Origin of the sequence: Salmonella sp. 32010601201800023SM, from assembly GCF_017572235.1 — a bacterium.
GTDB lineage: Bacteria > Pseudomonadota > Gammaproteobacteria > Enterobacterales > Enterobacteriaceae > Salmonella > Salmonella enterica.
This window is the reverse complement of the sequence record NZ_JAGEQS010000004.1, coordinates 120687-144460: the sequence shown is the minus strand read 5'-3', so window position 1 is coordinate 144460 and position 23774 is coordinate 120687. Positions and strand designations below refer to the sequence as shown.

Genomic DNA, 23774 nt, shown 5'->3' with positions numbered 1-23774 from the left:
AATATGAATCCGCACTGAATGCCTCCTTAGTGGCGAAATAATAATCAAGGATTGACTATACTTACGCCATTGAGGTAAAAAACAGCGTTTCATTCAGTGAATGGATAAGGCACAATGCCGGCCACCGCATTTTTGCCGCAGCCAATAGGGGCATGTGGTAAGCGTGTTGGTGAAACTGGTTAACAAAAGCGGTGCAATATGCAAGTTTTTATCATGCGTCACGGCGACGCAGCCCTCGATGCCGCCAGTGATTCGGTTCGTCCCTTGACCCCTTGTGGGTGTGACGAGTCTCGCCTGATGGCGAACTGGCTGAAAGGTCAAAAAGTGGATATCGAACGTGTTCTGGTGAGTCCGTTTCTTCGGGCCGAACAGACGTTAGATGTGGTCGGCGATTGTATGAATCTGCCGGCTCAGGTGGATGTCCTGCCGGAGCTAACGCCCTGTGGCGATGTCGGTCTGGTCAGCGCCTACCTCCAGGTGCTGGCCAATGAAGAGATCGGATCGGTGCTGGTGATTTCTCACTTACCTCTGGTCGGATACCTGGTATCTGAGCTTTGTCCGGGCGAAACGCCGCCGATGTTCACGACGTCCGCAATTGCCAACGTTACGCTTGATGAAAGCGGCAAGGGGACATTCAACTGGCAAATGAGTCCCTGCAATCTGAAAATGGCGAAAGCGATTTAATCTTTGCTGCCTGATGGCGCTTCGCTTATCAGGCCTACGACAGCGCTGGCTGTTCGTAGGCTGGATCAGGCGCTTGCGCCGCCATCCGGCAATTCCGCATCAGGGTAATTCGGGCGGTTGCCACTCTTCCACTTCAATCAACACCAGCAGCGCGGCGTCGCCGCCGTACTCTTTCGGCGCCTGATGAAAGGCCATCACATGCGGATGCTGCGCCAGCCATAACGGCGTTTGCTGTTTCAGAATATGTTTACCGTGTCCATGCATGACGCAGGCGCAAAAAATATGTTCCCGACGGCAGGCGGCAATCAGCGCCCCCAGTTCCTGCTTGGCCTGAAGCTGCGTTAAGCCGTGTAAATCCAGAAACAGTTCCGGCGAATAGTCGCCGCGGCGCATTTTTTTTAGCTCGAAATGGCTGACATCTTCACGGACATACTTTACCGGCCCTTCCGTATTGAGCAGCGGCTGGAACTCATCGGAAAAATAGTGGCTGGCGTCCGCCTGTTCCTGAATTAACCTTCGGGTAGGGACTTCCGTGATTTTCTTGCGCAGTGGCCGATGGACGATAGTATCCTGTTTAATCTTTCGGGTGCCGACCATCAGCTGACGGAACAGCGCCTGGTCCTCCTCGCTGAGCGATGTTTTCTTTTTCATTCGTGGGTCTCGTCTGATCTTTTGCCTTAGTTTACCCGACCCGGAGGATATCCGAACGGTCAAAACGGATTTTTCGTATTCTCCCGCCGCGTCAATGCTGATTTATCCCTGTCTTCGTGGCAAACTAGCCGCCGAATTTAATGCGAGCATGCCCTGGAGGAATACGTGGATAAAATTTTCGTCGATGAAGCAGTAAGTGAACTGCATACCATTCAGGACATGTTGCGCTGGGCGGTAAGCCGCTTTAGCGCGGCGAATATCTGGTATGGACACGGTACCGATAACCCGTGGGATGAAGCGGTACAACTGGTGTTGCCGTCTCTTTATCTGCCGCTGGATATTCCGGAAGATATGCGGACCGCGCGGCTGACGTCCAGCGAAAAACACCGCATTGTCGAGCGAGTGATTCGTCGCATTAACGAGCGTATCCCGGTCGCCTACCTGACCAATAAAGCCTGGTTCTGCGGCCACGAATTTTATGTCGATGAGCGCGTGCTGGTGCCGCGTTCGCCGATTGGCGAGCTGATTAATAACCACTTCGCCGGCCTTATTAGCCAACAGCCGAAATATATTCTGGATATGTGTACCGGTAGCGGCTGCATCGCCATCGCCTGTGCTTATGCTTTCCCGGACGCAGAGGTTGATGCGGTCGATATTTCGCCGGATGCGCTGGCTGTCGCCGAGCATAACATTGAAGAACACGGTCTTATCCATCACGTGACGCCAATCCGTTCCGATCTGTTCCGCGATCTGCCGAAAGTTCAGTACGATCTGATTGTCACTAACCCGCCTTATGTCGATGCGGAGGATATGTCCGATCTGCCGAACGAATATCGCCACGAACCTGAGCTGGGGCTGGCGTCCGGCACTGACGGCCTCAAATTGACCCGTCGTATCCTGGGGAATGCGCCGGATTATCTGTCCGATGACGGCGTTCTGATTTGTGAAGTCGGAAACAGCATGGTACATCTGATGGAGCAGTATCCGGATGTGCCGTTCACCTGGCTGGAGTTTGACAACGGCGGCGATGGCGTCTTTATGTTGACCAAAGCGCAGTTGCTCGCGGCCCGTGAACATTTCAATATTTATAAAGATTAAAACACGCAAACGACAACAACGATAACGGAGCCGTGATGGCAGGAAACACAATTGGACAACTCTTTCGCGTAACCACTTTCGGCGAATCACACGGGCTGGCGCTTGGGTGTATCGTCGATGGCGTGCCGCCCGGCATCCCGTTGACGGAGGCCGATCTGCAACACGATCTCGACAGACGCCGCCCCGGCACCTCGCGCTATACTACCCAGCGCCGCGAACCGGACCAGGTAAAAATTCTCTCCGGCGTGTTTGATGGCGTGACGACCGGCACCAGCATTGGCCTGCTGATTGAAAACACCGATCAGCGCTCGCAGGACTACAGCGCGATTAAAGATGTTTTTCGTCCGGGACACGCGGATTACACCTATGAGCAGAAATACGGCCTGCGCGATTACCGTGGCGGTGGACGTTCTTCCGCGCGTGAAACCGCGATGCGCGTAGCGGCAGGGGCGATTGCCAAGAAATACCTGGCGGAAAAGTTCGGCATCGAAATCCGCGGCTGCCTGACCCAGATGGGCGACATTCCGCTGGAGATTAAAGACTGGCGTCAGGTTGAGCTTAATCCGTTCTTTTGTCCCGATGCGGACAAACTTGACGCGCTGGACGAACTGATGCGCGCGCTGAAAAAAGAGGGTGACTCCATCGGCGCGAAAGTGACGGTGATGGCGAGCGGCGTGCCGGCAGGGCTTGGCGAACCGGTATTTGACCGACTGGATGCGGACATCGCCCATGCGCTGATGAGCATTAATGCGGTGAAAGGCGTGGAGATCGGCGAAGGATTTAACGTGGTGGCGCTGCGCGGCAGCCAGAATCGCGATGAAATCACGGCGCAGGGTTTTCAGAGCAACCACGCTGGCGGCATCCTCGGTGGCATCAGTAGCGGGCAACACATTGTGGCGCATATGGCGCTGAAACCTACCTCCAGCATTACCGTGCCGGGACGTACGATCAACCGGGCAGGTGAAGAAGTCGAAATGATCACCAAAGGGCGCCACGATCCGTGTGTGGGGATTCGCGCAGTGCCGATCGCAGAAGCCATGCTGGCGATCGTGCTGATGGATCACCTGCTGCGCCATCGGGCACAGAATGCGGATGTAAAGACAGAGATTCCACGCTGGTAAGAAATGAAAAAAACCGCGATTGCGCTGCTGGCATGGTTTGTCAGTAGCGCCAGCCTGGCGGCGACGCCGTGGCAGAAAATAACCCATCCTGTCCCCGGCGCCGCCCAGTCTATCGGTAGCTTTGCCAACGGATGCATCATTGGCGCCGACACGTTGCCGGTACAGTCCGATAATTATCAGGTGATGCGCACCGATCAGCGCCGTTATTTCGGCCACCCGGATCTGGTCATGTTTATCCAGCGGTTGAGTCATCAGGCGCAGCAACGGGGGCTCGGAACCGTCCTGATAGGCGACATGGGGATGCCTGCCGGAGGCCGCTTTAATGGCGGACACGCCAGTCATCAGACCGGGCTTGATGTGGATATTTTCTTGCAGTTGCCGAAAACGCGCTGGAGCCAGGCGCAGCTATTGCGCCCGCAGGCGTTAGATCTGGTGTCCCGCGACGGTAAACATGTCGTGCCGTCGCGCTGGTCGTCGGATATCGCCAGTCTGATCAAACTGGCGGCACAAGACAATGACGTCACCCGTATTTTCGTCAATCCGGCTATTAAACAACAGCTTTGCCTCGATGCCGGAAGCGATCGTGACTGGCTACGTAAAGTACGCCCCTGGTTCCAGCATCGCGCGCATATGCACGTGCGTTTACGCTGCCCTGCCGACAGCCTGGAGTGCGAAGATCAACCTTTACCCCCGCCGGGCGATGGATGCGGCGCTGAACTGCAAAGCTGGTTCGAACCGCCAAAACCTGGCACCACAAAGCCTGAGAAGAAGACACCGCCGCCGCTGCCGCCTTCCTGCCAGGCGCTACTGGATGAGCATGTACTCTGATGGACAATTTTTATGATCTGTTTATGGTCTCCCCGCTACTGCTGGTAGTGCTGTTTTTTGTCGCCGTACTGGCAGGATTTATCGATTCTATCGCCGGGGGCGGAGGGCTGCTCACTATCCCTGCGCTGATGGCCGCCGGGATGTCGCCGGCAAACGCGCTGGCGACCAATAAATTACAGGCGTGCGGCGGCTCCCTCTCGTCTTCGCTCTATTTTATTCGCCGTAAGGTGGTAAACCTGGCCGAGCAAAAGCTCAATATTCTGATGACGTTCATTGGCTCGATGAGCGGCGCGCTGCTGGTGCAGCACGTGCAGGCGGATATTTTGCGCCAGATCTTGCCTATCCTGGTGATTTTCATCGGCCTCTATTTTTTATTGATGCCGAAGCTGGGCGAGGAAGATCGCCAGCGCCGCCTGTATGGATTACCGTTCGCGCTGATAGCCGGGGGATGCGTCGGGTTTTACGACGGCTTTTTCGGGCCTGCCGCCGGGTCGTTTTACGCTCTGGCGTTTGTCACCTTATGTGGCTATAACCTGGCGAAATCCACGGCACATGCCAAAGTGCTTAACGCTACTTCCAACGTTGGCGGCCTGCTGTTATTTATCATCGGCGGCAAAGTGATCTGGGCGACGGGCTTCGTGATGCTGGTTGGTCAGTTTTTAGGGGCGCGAATGGGGTCGCGTCTGGTGTTGAGCAAAGGCCAAAAGCTTATCAGACCGATGATCGTTATTGTCTCGGCGGTAATGAGCGCCAGGTTACTTTATGATAGCCACGGACAGGAGATCCTCCACTGGTTGGGGATGAATTAATGAACAATACGCACCATTACGAACAGTTAATTGAGATTTTTAACGGCTGCTTTGCCGAAGAATTTAATACCCGTCTGATTAAAGGCGACGACGAACCGATCTATCTTCCTGCTGACGCGCAGGTACCGTACCACCGCATCGTCTTTGCGCATGGGTTTTACGCCAGCGCGCTGCATGAGATTTCTCACTGGTGTATCGCCGGTAAGGCGCGCCGCGAACTGGTCGACTTTGGTTACTGGTACTGCCCGGACGGACGCGACGCGCAGACCCAAAGTCAATTTGAAGACGTTGAGGTGAAGCCACAGGCTTTCGACTGGTTGTTTTGCGTGGCGGCGGGGTATCCCTTTAACGTCAGTTGCGACAATCTGGAAGGCGATATTGAACCGGATCGCGTGGCGTTTCAGCGCCGGGTTCATGCGCAGGTAATGGCGTATCTGGAGCAGGGCATTCCTGAACGTCCGGCCCGCTTCATCAAAGCGCTACAGAATTACTATCACACGCCCGAACTTAAGGCGGAACAGTTCCCGTGGCCGGAAGCGCTTAATTAAAGCCAGCGCCACGTTTACAATGAGGAAAGAAGATGATCGCGGAGTTTGAATCACGCATTCTGGCATTAATTGACGATATGGTAGAGCACGCCAGCGACGATGAGCTTTTTGCCAGTGGATACCTGCGTGGCCACCTGACGTTAGCCATTGCCGAGCTGGAGAGCGGTGATGACCACTCCGTTGAGGCGGTCTATGCCAACGTTAGCCAAAGTCTGGAAAAAGCGATCGGCGCCGGCGAACTGTCGCCGCGCGATCAGGCGTTAGTCAAAGCGATGTGGGACAATTTGTTCGACAAGGCAAAACAATAACGCCGTGGGCCGGAAGGCGACGCTTGCCGCCTTCCGCTATTGACTGACCCATTACTTCACCGCTTTTCCCTTCAATAACTTTCTCACCCATAACCGATTTGGATTTAACGCCGCCAGCGTACCGGCATCCAGTGGAATCGGCTCGTTACTCATCTGCGCCGCCAGAATTTCTGCGCATAATGGCGCTGAGCACAAACCACGCGATCCCAGCGCGCCAAGCACAAATAAACCCGGATACACAGGCGCAGGCGCCGCCGACGTTTTGTTATCGGCTAAATCGGCGTAATGCGTCAGCGTGGCGTGGTAATCCGGGACATTGCCCACCATCGGCAGATGGTCGCGGGTGGCGCAACGCACGCCGCAACGGGCGCTGTTGCCGCTAACGTCAACCTCTGTGGCCCATTTCGCATCCGGAAAACAGTCAAGCAGACGCTGTCGGTTCTGACGCTGATCTTCTTCGCGCCAGACGGTGCTTTCGTCGCCCCGGTGATAGCTGGCGCCAATACAGTGCTGCTGATTATGCGGATTTTGCGGCGTCAGATAGCCGTCGTAGCATAACACCTGACGCAACGCCGAGAGGGCGGGGGTGGTGGGAATATGACTGACCTGCCCCCCGACGGCATACACCGGCAGCGGCCGGGTCTGATCAAAACGGTTAATCTGATGGCCGTTCGCCAGGACGACGGTCTCATGGCTGGCGGTTTCACCTGACATAAAGCGCAGTTGCCAGCGCGACTCCTGCGCAACGAGCGACGTGAGCGTATGGCGAAAGCGCGTTTGTAAACCCTGTTCGGTCGCCAGTGCGATGACTGCGCGAGTTAATTGTTCCGGGCATAGCCAGCCGCCTGCCGGATAGGTAATTCCTCCGCAGCGTGTCGTCACGCCAACCGCCTGTTCCGCCTCTTCGGCATTGAGCGCCGAGGCCAGTTCGGCGGGCAGCGCCAGGGACAGCATCTGGGCAATTTTCTGCTGGCTTTTCTCATCCCATCCGAGCTGTGTCACGCCGCACCAGTCATGATCAAAAGAGACGGGCAGGGCATCATACAGGCGACGGGCAAAGGTGAATGCGGTCGGGAAAAAGCGATTAATGGCGGCGTCATGTTTGCTAAGGAGTGGATAAAGCGCACCCTGTCGATTACCGGAGGCGCCCTGGGCGGGCTGGTCGTCCGCGCAATAGAGCGTCACCTGCCAGCCGCGACGCAGTAACGCCAGTGATAACAGCGCGCTGGCGATGCCGCCGCCAATGATCGCCGTTTCACGTTTTTCGCTTCCGCTGCGGTAAAACCAGGGCGCGGAAAGGGTCGGCATGAGGTGTTGTTCCATCACTCCACAAAGCATCTCGCGTTTACGTCCGAAGCCTTTGCGTTTTTGCATGGTAAAACCGGCTTCCTGTAATCCCCGACGAACGAAGCCCGCCGAGGTAAACGTCGCCAGCGTTGCGCCGGGCCGCGCCAGCCGCGCCATCGCGTTAAACAGGTTTGGCGTCCACATATCCGGATTTTTCGCCGGGGCAAAACCGTCGAGGAACCAGGCGTCGACTGTTTGATTCAGCGTGGCGTCCAGTTGGTCGGTCAGCTCATTAATATCGCCAAACCACAAATCCAGCGTCACCCGACCCCGATCCAGCAATAGGCGGTGGCACCCCGGGAGCGGCAGCGGCCATTGCGCCTGCAGCTGCTCTGCCCAGGGCGCGAGCTCCGGCCAGTGTTGGTGCGCCAGCGCCAGATCGTCGCGCGTTAACGGGAATTTCTCAAAACTGATGAAATGTAACCTTTGCAGCGTCGCTTGTGGGTGCGCAGAACGAAAGCTGTCAAACGCCTGCCACAGCGTCAGGAAGTTGAGTCCGGTGCCAAAACCGCTTTCCGCGACTATAAATAATGGATGTGAATGTACGGGAAATCGCTCCGCAAGACGATTGCCGCCAAGAAAAACGTAGCGTGTCTCTTCGAGTCCATTGTCATTAGAAAAATAGACATCATCAAAATCTCGGGAAACAGGTGTACCCTCAGCGTTAAATTCGAGTGTGGCGGGTTGTATGGCGTATTGTTTCACGTAAGTTACTCGTCTGACGGGCGGTATCGCGATCTTAACGATGTGTGCCTGATGGCGCAAATTTCCGTACTAAATGGCTGATCGGACTTGTTCGGCGTACAAGTGTACGCTATTGTGCCAATCGAAACTTAAAAATAGTGCGAATTACAGAGGTATTGAATGAAACGTGCAGTGATTACTGGCCTGGGCATCGTTTCCAGCATCGGTAATAACCAGCAGGAAGTCCTGGCATCTCTGCGTGAAGGACGTTCAGGGATCACTTTCTCTCAGGAGCTGAAGGACGCCGGCATGCGTAGCCAGGTATGGGGCAACGTAAAACTGGATACCACTGGCCTCATTGACCGCAAAGTCGTGCGCTTTATGAGCGACGCCTCCATTTATGCTTATCTGTCTATGGAGCAGGCAGTGGCCGACGCCGGTCTGGCGCCGGAAGTCTATCAGAATAACCCGCGTGTCGGCCTGATTGCAGGTTCCGGCGGCGGCTCCCCGAAATTCCAGGTCTTTGGCGCAGACGCCATGCGTAGTCCGCGTGGTCTGAAAGCCGTTGGCCCGTATGTGGTGACGAAAGCAATGGCATCCGGCGTTTCCGCCTGCCTCGCTACGCCGTTTAAAATTTATGGCGTGAACTACTCCATTAGTTCCGCTTGCGCGACCTCCGCACACTGTATCGGCAATGCGGTTGAACAGATCCAACTGGGCAAACAGGACATCGTTTTTGCTGGCGGCGGCGAAGAGCTGTGCTGGGAAATGGCCTGTGAGTTCGACGCGATGGGCGCACTGTCCACCAAATATAACGATACGCCTGAAAAAGCGTCCCGTACCTATGATGCGCACCGTGATGGGTTTGTCATCGCGGGCGGTGGCGGTATGGTTGTTGTCGAAGAGCTGGAGCACGCTCTGGCGCGCGGCGCGCATATCTATGCGGAAATCGTCGGCTATGGCGCAACATCCGATGGCGCAGACATGGTTGCTCCGTCTGGTGAAGGCGCAGTACGTTGCATGCAGATGGCGATGCACGGCGTAGACACGCCGATCGACTACCTGAACTCTCACGGTACCTCTACTCCGGTAGGCGACGTGAAAGAACTCGGTGCAATCCGTGAAGTGTTTGGCGATAACAGCCCGGCTATCTCCGCGACCAAAGCGATGACCGGCCACTCGCTGGGTGCGGCTGGCGTGCAGGAAGCCATCTACTCTCTGCTGATGCTGGAGCACGGTTTTATCGCGCCGAGCATCAACATCGAAGAGCTGGATGAGCTGGCTGCGGGTCTGAACATCGTGACCGAAACGACCGAGCGTGAACTGACTACCGTAATGTCTAACAGCTTCGGTTTTGGCGGCACCAACGCCACGCTGGTGATGCGTAAGTTGTAAGCCTGACTATTACGTTGTAGTATCAACAATGAAACAGGTCGCTAATGCGACCTGTTTTTTCATTCAGGGAACAACAAATTATATGGATATTATATAAATGCCAACTAATACATTAGATAAAATTAGGCATAGTTTGAGTTGTGTGGCTGTTTTATTTGGTTTGTTCGGCATTTTTGTTTTTGCCTCATTTTCGCCTTCCTATGCCTGGCTTTATTTGGGAGGTCTGGCTGCGCCTTTTATATATAGTATTGTTTTTGTCTATGCGATTGCCGCCTGGAGTATTTATTCAAAGTATTACCCGTTTTTATCATTGGGTCGCTTATCATTCGTGGAGTGTTTTGTTCCGGCGCTGGCCCTGGTGTGCCTTACCGTTCTCTACAATGCTTTTAGTGGCCCGGAACCCTGGATGGCCGAGTTATCAAGGCAATTTTTTCTTCATAAATTTCTTAACACGCTGGCGATGTGCTTTCTGGCTCCTGTGGCGGAGGAAATTATATTCAGAGGGTTTTTATTAAACAGCAGTATCGGTTGGGGTCGGTACTCAAGAGCTTCCGGTATTATTATTACTTCACTCGCTTTTGCATTTATGCATACACAATATCTCTTTGCGGTGACTTTTGTTTATCTGTTTGTTTTTTCATCGATATTATGCGTTGTTCGAATGAGAAGCCGTGGGCTAATGATACCGATAACACTTCATATTTTAAATAATGCCTGGGTTGTTTTCGGCTTACTGTTTTCAGCGACGGAATAAGAGCCTGATGAAATAGGCGCTTTAACCTCTCCGGTACGAACAAGAGACCGATGGCGATTCCCTTTTTTAATGCTTCTTATATTCCGGCGCGACTTTTGCTGACCAGGCCTCAGCCTGGGTGATGGCGCCTGCGTCATAAATCGGCTGTTCATAACCCCTGTCAGCATCCCGAACGCGGTAAATTTTCCAGCGTCCCTCTTCCCAACGGGTATAAACTTCCAGGTGGATGGGCGTTGACTCTGTGCCCAACAGAACATCCACTTTTTCTCCGCCGAGGAAAGGGTGTGCCTTCCCAACCCGTAACTGTGGAATCCACTCTGGCGCATAGTCCTGCGCATACATAAAATAATCTGCCCCCACAATCTCCTGTTCATAAAGGGACTGTATTAGCGCCAGGCGAAGAATAACCTCTTTAGCAACGTAACGTTGCATTAAGGCGGTGGTGTCGTCAGGGGGATTCACATCGTTCGTGAACGTCGTCATCCATGAGGTATAGAACTGCTTCACGGCCTGCGTACTGTCGTGATGAGGCGCAGAGCAACTACAAAGCAACAGGATAAGCGCGACAAGGGAGAACGTGTTCATTAATTCTTCCTGTAGATGGTATATGAGGGCCTGGCTGCCCGGTAGCCCGGGCCGGCCCACATATCGCGTTGTTTAAAATCTGAATACCACTCTGTGCCATCGTATATCGCCATGTGACCGCTCGGGTTTCCGCCAGCGTAAGGTTGAATAATGATGACGTCACCCTCGCGCGGCATTTCATAGGTACCAATAGCGGTGAATCCGGCGCTTCTTAACATTGGGCCATAATCTTTCGCATGATACGTATGCCCCAGCGTGATACCGCCCGCCTGAATTGCCTTTCGGGTAAATTCCGCACACCGGCCTTGAGAATGAGAACCTGCATGCGTTTTGGCATAATTAACCGCCACTCTTTTATCCCAACTCATAATGATTCCTGTTAATAAAATACGTAATAGCAATTACGTAATGCTTTAACAGTATTTGATTCGGGAAGCATGACAGATAGTGCTATTACTATTTTCAATATAATAAGTTTAAATATTTATTAATTGTTGAGATTGATAGGTTAAAGCCAATTTATTCAGCATTAACTATTATTCTGCGATATCGGCATCATTTTTTATTTGCATATCATCATAGCGCGACGGCCAGATCTCCTGCGGCGTGATGCCCAGCGCGTCCGCAATAATTCGTTCAGCTCTCGGCCAGGAACGGGTAAAGACATTGCGCAGTGAATCAGGTGATAAACCGGCCTGACGAGAAAGATCTCTGAGCGTAATACCTCTTTTTTCAAGTGCACTTTTAATATCTGCACGATGCCAGTCTTGGCTTTTTGGTTCCATTCTGTAATCCTAAGAAGATGTGTTATCGGCACCGATATTTTTAAGGTAAAAATTAGCGCGAGAAAAAGAAAGTTACTTTCTTTTTCACTCTGAGAATAGTGCCAGAAAGAAAGCAAAATTTCGCGAAAAAGAAGAAATATTTTTATTTCATCAGGGGAAAGGAAAGAAACCGATGGCAAAGGAATGGTTCACGGTTAAGGAATGTCTTGGCTTACCGGGGTTTCCGGGAAGCGAGCCTGCGGTTCGCGAACGTTTATATAAGTACAGTGAAGGGAAAGCGGGGGTCAGGCGTAAGCGTGTTAAATCAAAGGCCGAGGAGTTTCATATATCTGTTTTCCCTCTCTATGTTCATCGTTATCTGGACGACAGCGGAGAGGAACCGACGCCAGAACCCATTTCCTTACAGGAAGCGGAGCCTGAAGATATCTGGGAGATGATGTTCAGGTTACTGACGCCAGAACAGCGCAAGCAGGTGACCGGACGGTTTAAGGTGAGAGGGATGAAAGCGGTCTTTCCCTTTCTGTTTGATGACACGCCGCCACGTTGATACCCTGGCTGCAATTTCAAGGTTGACAAGTTTCGCGTCTCACAGGCAGACTTCACTCTCTACATTATCCTTCCGATAATGCGTAAGCGTTTAACGTTATCCAACGCACCTTAATCCTGACGTTCAGGTAGAGGGGGGCGTGGCCTTTCCCCGCCTTACTCTGCATTCTGGAGTAATGCATGACAGCAGTTAGCCAAAAAACAACGACCCCGTCTGCGAATTTTTCGCTGTTCCGCATCGCCTTTGCGGTTTTCCTGACCTATATGACGGTCGGCCTGCCGTTACCCGTCATCCCGCTTTTTGTTCATCACGAACTGGGCTATAGCAATACGATGGTTGGGATCGCCGTGGGCATTCAGTTTTTTGCGACGGTACTGACGCGCGGCTATGCCGGACGGCTGGCGGATCAATATGGCGCTAAACGATCGGCGTTACAGGGGATGTTTGCCTGCGGGCTGGCGGGCGCCGCCTGGCTCCTGGCCGCGCTGTTGCCGGTTTCCGCGCCGATAAAATTCGCGCTGCTTATTGTCGGGCGTTTGATCCTCGGATTTGGCGAAAGCCAGCTGCTGACCGGAACCCTGACCTGGGGACTGGGGCTGGTTGGCCCAACGCGTTCCGGTAAGGTGATGTCGTGGAACGGGATGGCGATTTACGGTGCGCTGGCGGCCGGTGCGCCGTTGGGCTTGCTGATCCATAGCCACTTTGGCTTCGCGGCGCTGGCGGGGACGACGATGGTTTTACCGCTGCTGGCCTGGGCATTCAACGGCACCGTGCGTAAAGTGCCTGCGTATACGGGGGAGCGACCTTCACTGTGGAGCGTGGTCGGGCTTATCTGGAAACCGGGCCTGGGCCTGGCATTGCAGGGCGTGGGCTTTGCCGTCATCGGTACGTTTATTTCACTTTATTTTGTCAGCAATGGCTGGACGATGGCGGGATTCACCCTGACCGCGTTTGGCGGTGCGTTTGTACTGATGCGCATATTGTTCGGTTGGATGCCGGACCGCTTTGGCGGCGTGAAGGTCGCCGTTGTCTCATTGCTGGTTGAGACGGCAGGGTTGCTGCTCTTGTGGCTGGCGCCGACGGCCTGGATAGCGCTGGTAGGCGCGGCGCTCACCGGGGCAGGGTGTTCACTGATTTTCCCGGCGCTGGGCGTGGAGGTTGTGAAACGCGTACCTGCACAGGTACGCGGTACGGCGCTCGGCGGCTACGCCGCGTTTCAGGATATCTCCTACGGCGTTACCGGCCCGCTGGCGGGCATGCTGGCCACGTCATGCGGCTATCCTTCCGTATTCCTCGCGGGAGCGATCTCCGCTGTGGTTGGCATCCTGGTGACGATATTATCGTTCCGGCGTGGTTAAGAAACCAGCCAGAAAAGCGCCAGTACAATTATTAGCGCGATAAACAACAGGCCTGGCCGCGCAGACAGATTTTTCACGGTTTCAATCATCGGCGCAAACGGGCGGTAGATGGGTTGAATAGAGAGCGGTTCCAGCTCATCAGTCTCCCGCTCTACGCGACGCAGGAAAATATGGTTAAGTAAATCCTGCACCTGGGCGGTGGTCAGCACCGTTTGCGGCTGAATTTGATAAGTGTGCTGGGCATACTCTTTGATCGCTGTGAGTTCGTCCGGCTCAAGCGGTTGTTTTAACGCAGCCTGAAGCGTATGTAGCGTAGGCGCGTGTTGTAGTGACAGCGTCTGCCGCGCCTGTAGCCATGTCGCCAGATGGGTAAACTGCTTTGCCGGAATGAGCTCGCCGCTTTTCACGCCGGAGAGTTCCAGCATTGATTGCCAGATAAGTTTGTTTGACTCGCCGGTCGCGGCTGCCAGCTTCGTCACCAACTGATTCAACGTATTATGTTCAGCAGGCAATAATGGCCGATCCGTTGCCGGACGTTGCTGCGGCTGCGGAATGGAAAGCTGCCCCTGTTGCAGGAGCGTCAGCACGTTTTTGAGTTGATCGGGCGTAAGCTGGCTAAGCGCGGTTTGACCGTATTGTTGACGGATAAAATCGCTGACGGCCTGACGATTATTCCCGACGCCAAGCAGCTCTGTTAGCTGTGAAAGCACCTGACGATTGGCATGATTTTGCTGCGCTACGCCCAGACGCTGGGTAAGATTCTGTTCAGCGGCGGGGAAGTGGCGCGACAGTAGCGGCGCGTCATTTTTTATCCCCAGATCGTGTTTCATTCCGGCCCATACTTCCGCGCTTTGCTGCTGGGTCAGTGAAATCAGGCGCGTGATCAGCCTTTCCAGTACCGTACGCTGTTGCATGGAAAGCGGCTGCTCGCTCGCAGCGGAAAGAGGATTACGCCCTTCGCCTGGAGGCTGTGCAGGGGCGCCGGAGATGGGATGCATAATTAATTATCCTTTAACCATAAATCTGAGCAATATATGCCTGGCGGCCAGATTATGGCACACTTGTCCGGTTAACTCTCGTTCTCAAACAGGTACGACAGTCGTGAAAATTCTCGTTGATGAAAATATGCCTTACGCCCGCGAATTATTTAGCCGCCTGGGTGAGGTAAAGGCAGTGCCGGGTCGCCCGATCCCCGTTGAAGAATTGAACCATGCCGATGCGTTAATGGTGCGTTCGGTCACGAAAGTGAATGAATCGCTGCTGAGCGGCACGCCGATTAACTTCGTTGGTACTGCTACGGCAGGCACCGATCATGTGGATGAGGCATGGCTGAAGCAGGCGGGCATCGGTTTTTCAGCCGCGCCCGGCTGTAATGCTATCGCCGTGGTGGAGTATGTGTTTTCCGCGCTGTTGATGCTGGCCGAACGTGACGGCTTTTCGTTACGCGATCGCACTATAGGGATTGTCGGCGTGGGTAACGTCGGAAGCCGGCTACAGACCAGGCTTGAAGCGTTGGGTATCCGCACGTTGCTGTGCGATCCGCCACGCGCCGCACGCGGGGACGAGGGTGATTTTCGTACGCTGGATGAGCTGGTGCAGGAAGCGGATGTCCTGACTTTCCATACGCCGCTCTATAAAGACGGACCGTACAAAACGCTGCATCTGGCCGATGAGACGCTGATCCGTCGACTGAAACCCGGCGCCATTCTCATTAACGCCTGCCGCGGTCCGGTGGTGGATAACGCCGCGTTGCTGGCGCGACTTAATGCCGGGCAGCCGCTGAGCGTGGTGCTTGATGTGTGGGAGGGCGAACCGGATCTTAACGTCGCGCTACTGGAAGCCGTGGATATCGGCACGTCGCATATTGCCGGTTATACGCTGGAAGGCAAAGCGCGCGGCACCACTCAGGTCTTTGAGGCGTATAGCGCGTTTATTGGCCGCGAGCAGCATGTCGCGCTGGAGACATTACTGCCTGCGCCTGAGTTTGGTCGTATTACGCTTCATGGCCCGCTGGATCAACCGACGCTGAAAAGACTGGCGCATTTGGTGTATGATGTGCGCCGCGACGATGCGCCGCTGCGTAAAGTCGCTGGAATTCCGGGTGAATTTGATAAATTGCGTAAAAATTATCTTGAGCGCCGTGAATGGTCGTCTTTATACGTGATGTGTGATGACGAAACGGCAGCCGCCTTGTTGTGTAAGCTAGGTTTTAACGCTGTTCATCACCCGGCACATTAATGTCTTCTTAATGCTCCCTGTCGAATAATGCGACAGGGACGCTTATGTATTTCTGGAGTAAATCACCATGTCTGAAGGCTGGAACATTGCCATTCTGGGCGCAACGGGCGCCGTAGGCGAAGCCCTGCTTGAAACACTGGCTGAACGCCAGTTCCCGGTCGGTGAAATTTATGCGTTGGCGCGTCATGAAAGCGCCGGCGAGCACCTCCGTTTTGGTGGCAAGTCGGTCATTGTCCAGGATGCGGCGGACTTTGACTGGACGCAGGCGCAGTTGGCGTTTTTCGTTGCCGGCGCAGAGGCATCGGCTGCCTGGATAGACGACGCGACTAATGCAGGTTGCCTGGTGATAGATTCCAGCGGTCTGTTCGCGCTGGAGCCTGATGTGCCGCTGGTCGTGCCGGAAGTTAACCCGTATGTACTGGCGGATTACCGTAACCGTAACGTGATTGCGGTCGCCGATAGTCTGACCAGTCAACTGCTGGCGGCGCTCAAGCCGTTAATCGATCAGGGGGGACTGTCGCGCATCGCCGTCACCAGTATGTTATCAGCGTCCGCACAGGGGAAAAAAGCGGTCGATGCGCTGGCTGGACAGAGTGCGAAGCTGCTTAACGGCATACCGATTGATGAAGATGATTTCTTTGGCCGCCAGTTAGCGTTCAATATGCTGCCGCTGCTGCCGGATCGTGAAGGCAGCGTGCGCCAGGAACGTCGTATCGTCGATGAAGTGCGTAAAATTTTGCAGGACGATGGCGTGATGATCTCCGCCAGTGTCGTGCAGTCGCCAGTGTTCTATGGCCATGCGCAGATGGTGAGCTTTGAAGCGCTCCGTCCGCTGGCGGCGGAAGAGGCGCGCGAGGCGTTTTCCCGCGGTGAAGATATCGTACTGTCAGAAGAGACGGATTACCCGACGCAGGTGGGCGACGCTTCCGGCAATCCACAGCTCTCTATTGGCTGTGTGCATAATGATTACGGTATGCCGGAACAAATTCAGTTCTGGTCAGTGGCGGACAACGTGCGTTTCGGCGGCGCGCTGATGGCCGTTAAAATTGCGGAGAAGCTGGTGCAGGAGTATCTGTACTGATGTCCGGACAGCAATCATCGCCGGTCTATAAAATTGCGCTGGGTATTGAGTACGACGGCAGCAAGTATTATGGCTGGCAGCGTCAGAATGAAGTGCGCAGCGTGCAGGAAAAGCTGGAAAAAGCGCTCTCGCAGGTGGCAAATGAACCTATTAACGTGTTCTGCGCCGGGCGTACCGATGCCGGCGTTCACGGCACCGGGCAGGTTGTCCATTTCGAAACGACCGCATTGCGCAAAGATGCGGCATGGACGCTGGGGGTAAATGCGAATTTGCCTGGTGACATTGCCGTGCGCTGGGTGAAAACTGTACCGGATGATTTTCACGCGCGATTTAGCGCTACGGCTCGCCGTTATCGCTATATCATCTACAATCATCGACTGCGTCCTGCGGTATTAGCAAAAGGCGTGACGCATTACTATGAGCCGCTGGATGCAGAGCGGATGCATCGCGCGGCGCAGTGTCTGCTTGGCGAAAATGATTTTACCTCGTTTCGCGCGGTGCAGTGCCAGTCGCGCACGCCGTGGCGTAATGTGATGCACATCAACGTTACCCGCCACGGCCCTTATGTGGTGGTCGATATCAAAGCGAATGCCTTTGTTCATCATATGGTCAGGAATATTGTCGGCAGCCTGCTGGAAGTAGGCGCTCACAACCAGCCGGAGAGCTGGATCGCAGAGCTGTTAGCGGCCAGGGACAGAACGCTGGCGGCGGCAACGGCGAAGGCGGAAGGGCTATATTTGGTTGCGGTGGATTACCCTGACCGGTTTGACCTTCCAAAACCGCCAATGGGCCCGCTATTTCTGGCGGACTAATCCGAATCGCACACCCGAAACGTGTCGGGTAGAAAGGCAAAGACAAATATGGACCTGATCTACTTTATTATTGATTTTATTCTGCACATCGATGTGCATCTGGCGGAGCTGGTCGCGGAGTACGGCGTCTGGGTGTACGCTATTTTGTTTTTGATTCTGTTTTGTGAAACCGGCCTGGTCGTCACGCCGTTCCTGCCGGGCGACTCGCTGCTGTTTGTCGCCGGGGCGCTGGCTTCGCTGGAAACCAACGATCTCAATGTGCATGTCATGGTGGCGTTAATGCTGATCGCCGCAATTGTCGGCGATGCGGTAAATTACACGATTGGTCGACTGTTCGGCGAAAAACTGTTCAGTAATCCGAATTCGAAAATTTTCCGCCGTAGTTATCTGGATAAAACCCACCAGTTTTATGAAAAACACGGCGGTAAAACTATCATTCTCGCTCGCTTCGTGCCGATCGTCAGAACCTTTGCGCCGTTTGTGGCAGGGATGGGGCACATGTCCTATCGGCATTTTGCCGCCTATAACGTCATCGGCGCGCTGCTGTGGGTGCTGCTCTTTACCTACGCCGGTTATTTCTTCGGTACGATACCGTTGATTCAGGATAACCTTAAGTTGCTGATTGTGGGGATTATCGTGGTTTCGATATTACCTGGCGTCATTGAGATTGTCCGGCATAAGCGCGCTGCGTCGCGTGCCGCAAAATAGAAAGTAACTCAGCGGTTCGACCACTTTTTTATCCAAAGTTTCGGGCTGTTATGTTTTAATGTGCAACATTCATGGTCTGTTGGGGGCAAAAATGGCATTATGCGCCCCTTATAATAAAGCTGACTAAGGTTCAGGCAGAAAGGTCACCAATGAGCTGGATTGAACGAATTAAAAGCAACATTACTCCCACCCGCAAGGCTAGCATTCCTGAAGGGGTGTGGACCAAGTGTGATAGCTGCGGTCAGGTTTTATACCGCGCTGAGCTGGAACGTAATCTTGAGGTCTGTCCTAAGTGTGACCATCATATGCGCATGTCGGCGCGCAATCGCCTGCATAGCCTGTTAGATGAAGGTTCCCTTGTGGAGTTGGGTAGCGAGCTGGAGCCAAAAGACGTGCTCAAGTTCCGCGACTCCAAAAAATATAAAGACAGACTGGCGTCCGCGCAGAAAGAAACCGGCGAGAAAGACGCGCTGGTGGTCATGAAAGGGACGCTTCACGGTATGCCGGTTGTCGCCGCCGCGTTTGAATTCGCGTTCATGGGCGGCTCAATGGGGTCTGTCGTTGGCGCACGCTTCGTTCGCGCCGTTGAACAGGCGCTGGAAGACAACTGTCCGTTAGTGTGTTTCTCTGCTTCCGGCGGCGCGCGTATGCAAGAAGCGCTGATGTCGCTGATGCAGATGGCGAAAACCTCGGCGGCGCTGGCTAAAATGCAGGAACGTGGTCTGCCCTACATTTCGGTATTGACCGATCCGACAATGGGCGGCGTTTCCGCCAGTTTTGCGATGCTGGGCGATCTCAACATCGCCGAGCCAAAAGCTCTGATTGGCTTCGCCGGCCCGCGCGTTATCGAACAGACCGTTCGCGAAAAACTGCCGCCAGGATTCCAGCGCAGTGAGTTCCTGATCGAAAAAGGCGCTATTGATATGATAGTCCGCCGCCCGGAAATGCGCCTGAAGCTGGCGAGCATTCTGGCGAAGCTGATGAATCTGCCCGCGCCGAACCCGGACGCCCCGCGTGAAGGCGTGGTGGTGCCTCCGGCGCCGGATCAGGAGTCTGAGGCCTGATAACTGAAAAGGGCAGGGCCGCAGGCTCTGCCCTTTTGCTTTTCACCGTAAAGAAGCAGCGGAAACAATGAAAAACAAATCTATACCTCAAGCTGCGTCGCCCCTGGCCTCGTGGCTTTCTTATCTGGAAAACCTGCACAGCAAGAGTATCGATTTAGGCCTTGAGCGCGTAAGCCAGGTGGCAGCGCGTCTGGACATCCTCAAGCCTGCGCCGTTCGTTTTTACCGTTGCGGGAACCAACGGCAAAGGTACGACCTGTCGCACGCTGGAGTCGGTGTTAATCGCGGCGGGATACCGTGTGGGCGTCTATAGTTCGCCTCATCTGGTACGTTACACCGAGCGCGTGCGCGTGCAGGGGAAAGAATTAGCGGAATCCGCGCATACCGCGTCCTTTGCGGAAATAGAAGCGGCACGCGGCGATATTTCATTGACCTATTTTGAATATGGCACGTTGTCGGCATTGTGGCTGTTTAAACAGGCTAACCTTGACGTGGTGATTCTGGAGGTCGGGTTGGGCGGGCGCCTGGACGCCACGAACATTGTGGATGCCGATGTAGCGGTAATTACCAGCATCGCGCTTGACCATACTGACTGGCTGGGGCCGGATCGCGAAAGTATCGGCCGCGAGAAGGCCGGGATTTTTCGCGCGGAAAAACCCGCTATCGTCGGCGAACCGGAAATGCCGGCAACCATCGCGGATGTCGCGCAGGAGACCGGCGCGCTGTTGCGGCGTCGTGGCGTTGACTGGCGTTATGAGGTGACAGCGACCCACTGGGCGTTTACCGATGGTGACGGCACGCTTGCCGGACTGCCGTTGCCGCAGGTTCCTCAGCCGAATGCCGCCACCGCTCTGGCCGCGCTGCGCGCCAGCAGGTTGAACATTGACGAGCAGGCGATTCGCGACGGTATTGCGCAGGCTACCTTGCCGGGACGTTTTCAAATCGTGAGTGAGTCGCCGCGCGTTATCTTTGATGTCGCCCATAATCCCCACGCGGCGGAATACCTGACGGGTCGTCTGAAAATGTTGCCGAAACGCGGGCGCGTGCTTGCGGTGATTGGTATGCTGCATGATAAAGATATCGCCGGCACGTTAGCCTGGTTGAAAAGCGTGGTTGACGACTGGTATTGTGCTCCGTTAGAGGGGCCGCGCGGCGCGACGGCGGAACAACTTCTGGAACATCTGGGGAAAGGGAATGTCTATGATAGCGTCGTGCAGGCATGGCAGGCCGCTATCGACGCGGCGCAGCCAGAAGATACCGTGCTGGTGTGCGGATCGTTCCACACCGTCGCACATGTTATGGAAGTGATAGACGCGGGGAGAATCGGTGGCGAGTAAGTTTCAGAATCGTTTAGTCGGCACGATTGTGTTAGTCGCGCTGGGGGTTATTGTGCTTCCCGGTCTGTTGGACGGACAGAAAAAGCATTATCAGGATGAATTTGCTGCGATTCCACTGGTACCGAAGCCTGGCGACCGCGATGAGCCGGATATGATGCCGGCCGCAACGCAGGCGCTGCCGACACAGCCGCCGGAAGGGGCGGCTGAAGAGGTGCGGGCGGGAGATGCGGCAGCGCCATCGCTGGACCCGTCGCGCATGGCGTCTAACAATGTCGAGCTTGATCCGATACCGGTGGAGACGCCTAAACCGAAGCCGGTTGAAAAGCCGAAGCCGCAGCCTAAACCGCAACAGCCGGTTGTCGCCGCTTCCACGCCGACGCCCGCGCCGCAACCGGCTACCGACGATAAACCTGCGCCGACCGGCAAAGCCTATGTCGTACAGTTGGGCGCGCTGAAAAATGCGGATAAAGTCAACGAGATAGTCGGCAAGCTTCGTTCCGCCGGGTTCCGGGTTTATACTTCCCCCTCAACGCCGGTACAGGGTAAAATAACCCGTATTCTCGTCGGGCCGGATGCGTCGAAAGATAAGATGAAAGGATCGCTTGGCGAGCTCAAGCAGATTTCCGGGTTAAGCGGCGTGGTGATGGGATATAGCCCGAACTAAGGCGCGTTTTGCCTGAGCGCGCAGCGTTAAGGCCTACGGTGTTCACCTGGTAAATAGCCGAAGTTCTGTAGGCAGGATAAGGCGTTTACGCCGTCATCCGGCAGAAGGAATAAACCTGGTATCCTGCGCTTATCAGGCCGATGGCAGCTCTTCTGGTCGTGCCCGAAGAGATAAAAAGTGTGATGGCGTTGAATATTTTTTCAGCGCCATTTTTATTTACGCGTGGGAAGGAAATCCCTACGCAAACGTTTTCTTTTTCTGTTAGAATGCGCCCCGAACAGGACGACAGGGCGTAAAATCGTGGGACATCTATGGTCTGGATTGATTACGCCATTATCGCGGTGATTGCTTTTTCCTGTCTGGTTAGCCTGATCCGCGGCTTTGTTCGTGAAGCGTTATCGCTGGTGACGTGGGGTTGTGCTTTCTTTGTCGCCAGTCACTACTACACTTACCTGTCTGTCTGGTTTACGGGCTTTGAAGACGAACTGGTTCGTAATGGGATTGCTATCGCGGTACTGTTTATCGCGACGCTTATCGTCGGCGCTATCGTGAATTTTGTGATAGGTCAGCTAGTAGAAAAGACCGGCCTGTCGGGAACTGACCGGGTGTTGGGGATCTGTTTCGGCGCACTGCGAGGCGCGCTGATTGTCGCCGCCATTCTGTTCTTCCTTGATACCTTTACCGGCTTGTCGAAAAGCGAAGACTGGAGCAAATCGCAGCTCATCCCGCAGTTCAGCTTCATCATCAGATGGTTCTTTGACTATCTGCAAAGCTCGTCGAGTTTCTTGCCCAGGACGTAACAGGTTCTGAGATGTGGCTTAACGAGGAAAATGACGTATGTGCGGTATTGTCGGTATCGCCGGTGTTATGCCGGTCAACCAGTCGATTTATGACGCGTTAACAGTGCTCCAGCATCGTGGTCAGGATGCTGCCGGTATCATCACCATTGATGCGAATAACTGCTTCCGCTTGCGTAAGGCAAACGGGCTGGTGAACGATATTTTTGAAGCTCGCCACATGCAGCGTTTGCAGGGCAACATGGGGATCGGCCATGTACGCTACCCTACCGCAGGCAGCTCCAGCGCTTCGGAAGCGCAACCTTTTTACGTTAACTCGCCGTATGGCATCACGTTGGCCCATAATGGCAACCTGACTAATGCGCACGAGCTACGTAAAAAGCTGTTTGAAGAAAAGCGCCGTCATATCAACACCACCTCCGATTCCGAAATCCTGCTCAATATTTTCGCCAGCGAGCTCGACAACTTCCGTCACTATCCGCTGGAAGCCGACAATATTTTTGCCGCGATTGCCGCGACTAACCGTCAAATCCGCGGCGCCTATGCCTGCGTAGCGATGATTATCGGCCACGGCATGGTGGCTTTTCGCGATCCGCACGGCATTCGCCCGTTAGTGCTGGGCAAGCGTGACGTTGGCGATGGTCGTACGGAGTATATGGTCGCTTCTGAAAGCGTGGCGCTGGATACGCTGGGCTTTGAATTCCTGCGCGATGTTGCGCCAGGCGAAGCTATCTATATTACCGAAAAGGGGCAACTGTTCACGCGCCAGTGCGCGGATAATCCGGTCAGTAATCCCTGTCTGTTCGAGTACGTTTACTTTGCTCGCCCGGACTCCTTTATCGACAAAATCTCCGTCTACAGCGCTCGTGTGAATATGGGCACCAAACTTGGCGAAAAAATCGCTCGTGAATGGGAGGATCTGGACATCGACGTCGTGATCCCTATCCCGGAAACCTCCTGCGATATCGCACTGGAAATTGCCCGTATTCTCGGCAAGCCGTACCGCCAGGGATTTGTCAAAAATCGTTACGTGGGACGTACCTTTATCATGCCGGGCCAACAGCTACGCCGTAAATCCGTGCGCCGTAAGCTCAATGCTAATCGCGCGGAATTCCGCGATAAGAACGTCCTGCTGGTGGATGATTCCATCGTGCGTGGCACCACATCAGAGCAGATCATCGAGATGGCCCGGGAAGCCGGCGCGAAGAAGGTTTATCTGGCGTCCGCCGCGCCGGAAATTCGTTTCCCCAACGTCTATGGCATTGATATGCCGACCGCCAATGAGCTGATCGCGCATGGTCGCGAGGTGGATGAGATTCGGCAGATTATCGGCGCAGACGGGCTTATCTTCCAGGATCTGAACGATCTGATCGAAGCCGTACGCGCGGAAAATCCGGATATCCAGCAGTTTGAATGTTCGGTATTTAACGGGGTATATGTCACCAAAGACGTAGACCAGCAATACCTCGACTTCCTGGATTCATTACGTAATGACGACGCCAAAGCGGTGCTGTTCCAGAACGAAATGGAAAACCTGGAAATGCATAACGAAGGCTAATGGCTTTGCCAGCG

The 23774-nt window shown here is 54.5% G+C and carries 26 protein-coding genes; 20 read left to right on the top strand and 6 right to left on the bottom strand.

Annotated elements, in window-relative coordinates; all coding sequences use genetic code 11:
* Positions 1-198 precede the first annotated feature (198 nt).
* Complete coding sequence (sixA, locus tag J4617_RS13885) at positions 199-684, top strand: phosphohistidine phosphatase SixA (protein WP_017465508.1); 486 nt, start codon at positions 199-201, stop codon at positions 682-684.
* 99 nt (positions 685-783) lie between these two features.
* Here the strand turns inward: sixA and smrB are convergent, their stop codons facing one another.
* Positions 784-1335: an endonuclease SmrB gene (smrB, locus tag J4617_RS13880; protein WP_000730794.1), complete on the bottom strand. Its 552-nt coding sequence runs from the start codon at positions 1333-1335 to the stop codon at positions 784-786.
* 165 nt (positions 1336-1500) lie between these two features.
* On the opposite strand from smrB, the gene prmB reads away from it, so the two are divergent.
* Genes prmB through J4617_RS13850 form a run of 6 tightly spaced genes read left to right on the top strand, consistent with a single transcriptional unit; the run spans position 1501 to position 6047 of the window.
* Positions 1501-2433 carry a 50S ribosomal protein L3 N(5)-glutamine methyltransferase gene (gene prmB, locus J4617_RS13875; RefSeq protein WP_001542329.1) on the top strand — a complete coding sequence of 311 codons (933 nt, stop codon included), beginning with the start codon at positions 1501-1503 and terminating at the stop codon, positions 2431-2433.
* A 35-nt stretch (positions 2434-2468) separates the two neighbouring features.
* Positions 2469-3554, top strand: coding sequence for a chorismate synthase (gene aroC / locus J4617_RS13870; protein WP_000918456.1), 1086 nt, complete (start codon positions 2469-2471; stop codon positions 3552-3554).
* A 3-nt stretch (positions 3555-3557) separates the two neighbouring features.
* Entirely contained in the window at positions 3558-4382 is an 825-nt protein-coding gene (mepA, locus tag J4617_RS13865) for a penicillin-insensitive murein endopeptidase (RefSeq protein WP_000750429.1), read from the top strand.
* Complete coding sequence (locus tag J4617_RS13860; RefSeq protein ID WP_000368599.1) at positions 4382-5191, top strand: sulfite exporter TauE/SafE family protein; 810 nt, start codon at positions 4382-4384, stop codon at positions 5189-5191. Before mepA ends, J4617_RS13860 begins: the two co-directional genes overlap by 1 nt.
* A complete protein-coding gene (locus J4617_RS13855; RefSeq protein WP_001066345.1) occupies positions 5191-5739 on the top strand; it encodes an elongation factor P hydroxylase in 549 nt (182 codons plus the stop codon). The genes J4617_RS13860 and J4617_RS13855 overlap by 1 nt, the downstream gene beginning before the upstream one ends.
* Positions 5740-5771: 32 nt before the next feature.
* On the top strand, positions 5772-6047 hold the full coding sequence (locus J4617_RS13850) for a YfcL family protein (RefSeq protein WP_000559749.1): 276 nt from the start codon (positions 5772-5774) through the stop codon (positions 6045-6047).
* A gap of 51 nt (positions 6048-6098) precedes the next feature.
* On the opposite strand, the gene mnmC is transcribed toward J4617_RS13850, so the two are convergent.
* A complete protein-coding gene (gene mnmC, locus J4617_RS13845; RefSeq protein ID WP_000816086.1) occupies positions 6099-8099 on the bottom strand; it encodes a bifunctional tRNA (5-methylaminomethyl-2-thiouridine)(34)-methyltransferase MnmD/FAD-dependent 5-carboxymethylaminomethyl-2-thiouridine(34) oxidoreductase MnmC in 2001 nt (666 codons plus the stop codon).
* Between the two features lie 159 nt (positions 8100-8258).
* Here mnmC and fabB point away from each other — a divergent pair, with 159 nt between their 5' ends.
* Together fabB and J4617_RS13835 are read left to right on the top strand one after the other, a co-directional pair.
* Positions 8259-9473, top strand: a complete 1215-nt coding sequence (gene fabB, locus J4617_RS13840; RefSeq protein WP_017465509.1) for a beta-ketoacyl-ACP synthase I — start codon at positions 8259-8261, stop codon at positions 9471-9473.
* Between the two features lie 97 nt (positions 9474-9570).
* A complete protein-coding gene (locus tag J4617_RS13835; RefSeq protein ID WP_001142900.1) occupies positions 9571-10227 on the top strand; it encodes a type II CAAX endopeptidase family protein in 657 nt (218 codons plus the stop codon).
* Between the two features lie 66 nt (positions 10228-10293).
* Here the strand turns inward: J4617_RS13835 and J4617_RS13830 are convergent, their stop codons facing one another.
* The 3 genes from J4617_RS13830 to J4617_RS13820 form a co-directional block, all read right to left on the bottom strand.
* The gene (locus J4617_RS13830) at positions 10294-10812 is read right to left on the bottom strand and encodes a YbjP/YqhG family protein (RefSeq protein ID WP_017465510.1); all 519 of its coding nucleotides are present in this window, start codon (positions 10810-10812) and stop codon (positions 10294-10296) included.
* Positions 10812-11180 (bottom strand): NlpC/P60 family protein, encoded by a 369-nt coding sequence (locus tag J4617_RS13825; protein ID WP_000118258.1) that lies wholly within the window; start codon positions 11178-11180, stop codon positions 10812-10814. The genes J4617_RS13830 and J4617_RS13825 overlap by 1 nt, the downstream gene beginning before the upstream one ends.
* 168 nt (positions 11181-11348) lie before the next feature.
* Positions 11349-11597, bottom strand: a complete 249-nt coding sequence (locus tag J4617_RS13820; RefSeq protein ID WP_000433425.1) for a transcriptional regulator — start codon at positions 11595-11597, stop codon at positions 11349-11351.
* A gap of 172 nt (positions 11598-11769) precedes the next feature.
* Between J4617_RS13820 and J4617_RS13815 the strand changes: the two genes are divergently transcribed.
* On the top strand, positions 11770-12144 hold the full coding sequence (locus J4617_RS13815; protein WP_001051261.1) for a hypothetical protein: 375 nt from the start codon (positions 11770-11772) through the stop codon (positions 12142-12144).
* A 179-nt stretch (positions 12145-12323) separates the two neighbouring features.
* Positions 12324-13502, top strand: a complete 1179-nt coding sequence (locus J4617_RS13810) for an MFS transporter (RefSeq protein ID WP_000127720.1) — start codon at positions 12324-12326, stop codon at positions 13500-13502.
* On the opposite strand, the gene flk is transcribed toward J4617_RS13810, so the two are convergent.
* Positions 13499-14500: a flagella biosynthesis regulator Flk gene (flk, locus tag J4617_RS13805; protein WP_000553397.1), complete on the bottom strand. Its 1002-nt coding sequence runs from the start codon at positions 14498-14500 to the stop codon at positions 13499-13501. The genes J4617_RS13810 and flk overlap by 4 nt on opposite strands.
* A gap of 103 nt (positions 14501-14603) precedes the next feature.
* On the opposite strand from flk, the gene pdxB reads away from it, so the two are divergent.
* From pdxB to purF, 9 genes are all read left to right on the top strand, one after another.
* A complete protein-coding gene (gene pdxB / locus J4617_RS13800) occupies positions 14604-15740 on the top strand; it encodes a 4-phosphoerythronate dehydrogenase PdxB (RefSeq protein WP_000699176.1) in 1137 nt (378 codons plus the stop codon).
* Between the two features lie 67 nt (positions 15741-15807).
* Positions 15808-16821 carry an aspartate-semialdehyde dehydrogenase gene (locus J4617_RS13795; RefSeq protein ID WP_001289141.1) on the top strand — a complete coding sequence of 338 codons (1014 nt, stop codon included), beginning with the start codon at positions 15808-15810 and terminating at the stop codon, positions 16819-16821.
* On the top strand, positions 16821-17633 hold the full coding sequence (truA, locus tag J4617_RS13790; protein WP_000016631.1) for a tRNA pseudouridine(38-40) synthase TruA: 813 nt from the start codon (positions 16821-16823) through the stop codon (positions 17631-17633). Before J4617_RS13795 ends, truA begins: the two co-directional genes overlap by 1 nt.
* A 48-nt stretch (positions 17634-17681) precedes the next feature.
* Positions 17682-18341 carry a DedA family protein gene (locus tag J4617_RS13785; protein WP_000364318.1) on the top strand — a complete coding sequence of 220 codons (660 nt, stop codon included), beginning with the start codon at positions 17682-17684 and terminating at the stop codon, positions 18339-18341.
* Positions 18342-18490: 149 nt separating this feature from the next.
* Positions 18491-19405 (top strand): acetyl-CoA carboxylase, carboxyltransferase subunit beta, encoded by a 915-nt coding sequence (gene accD, locus J4617_RS13780; RefSeq protein WP_000118383.1) that lies wholly within the window; start codon positions 18491-18493, stop codon positions 19403-19405.
* A 67-nt stretch (positions 19406-19472) separates the two neighbouring features.
* Positions 19473-20741 (top strand): bifunctional tetrahydrofolate synthase/dihydrofolate synthase, encoded by a 1269-nt coding sequence (gene folC, locus J4617_RS13775; protein WP_000792276.1) that lies wholly within the window; start codon positions 19473-19475, stop codon positions 20739-20741.
* The gene (gene dedD / locus J4617_RS13770) at positions 20731-21405 is read left to right on the top strand and encodes a cell division protein DedD (RefSeq protein WP_000157036.1); all 675 of its coding nucleotides are present in this window, start codon (positions 20731-20733) and stop codon (positions 21403-21405) included. Before folC ends, dedD begins: the two co-directional genes overlap by 11 nt.
* A gap of 311 nt (positions 21406-21716) precedes the next feature.
* Positions 21717-22205: a colicin V production protein gene (gene cvpA / locus J4617_RS13765; protein WP_000262102.1), complete on the top strand. Its 489-nt coding sequence runs from the start codon at positions 21717-21719 to the stop codon at positions 22203-22205.
* A gap of 37 nt (positions 22206-22242) precedes the next feature.
* A complete protein-coding gene (purF, locus tag J4617_RS13760; protein ID WP_000334205.1) occupies positions 22243-23760 on the top strand; it encodes an amidophosphoribosyltransferase in 1518 nt (505 codons plus the stop codon).
* The last annotated feature ends 14 nt before the right edge of the window (positions 23761-23774 follow it).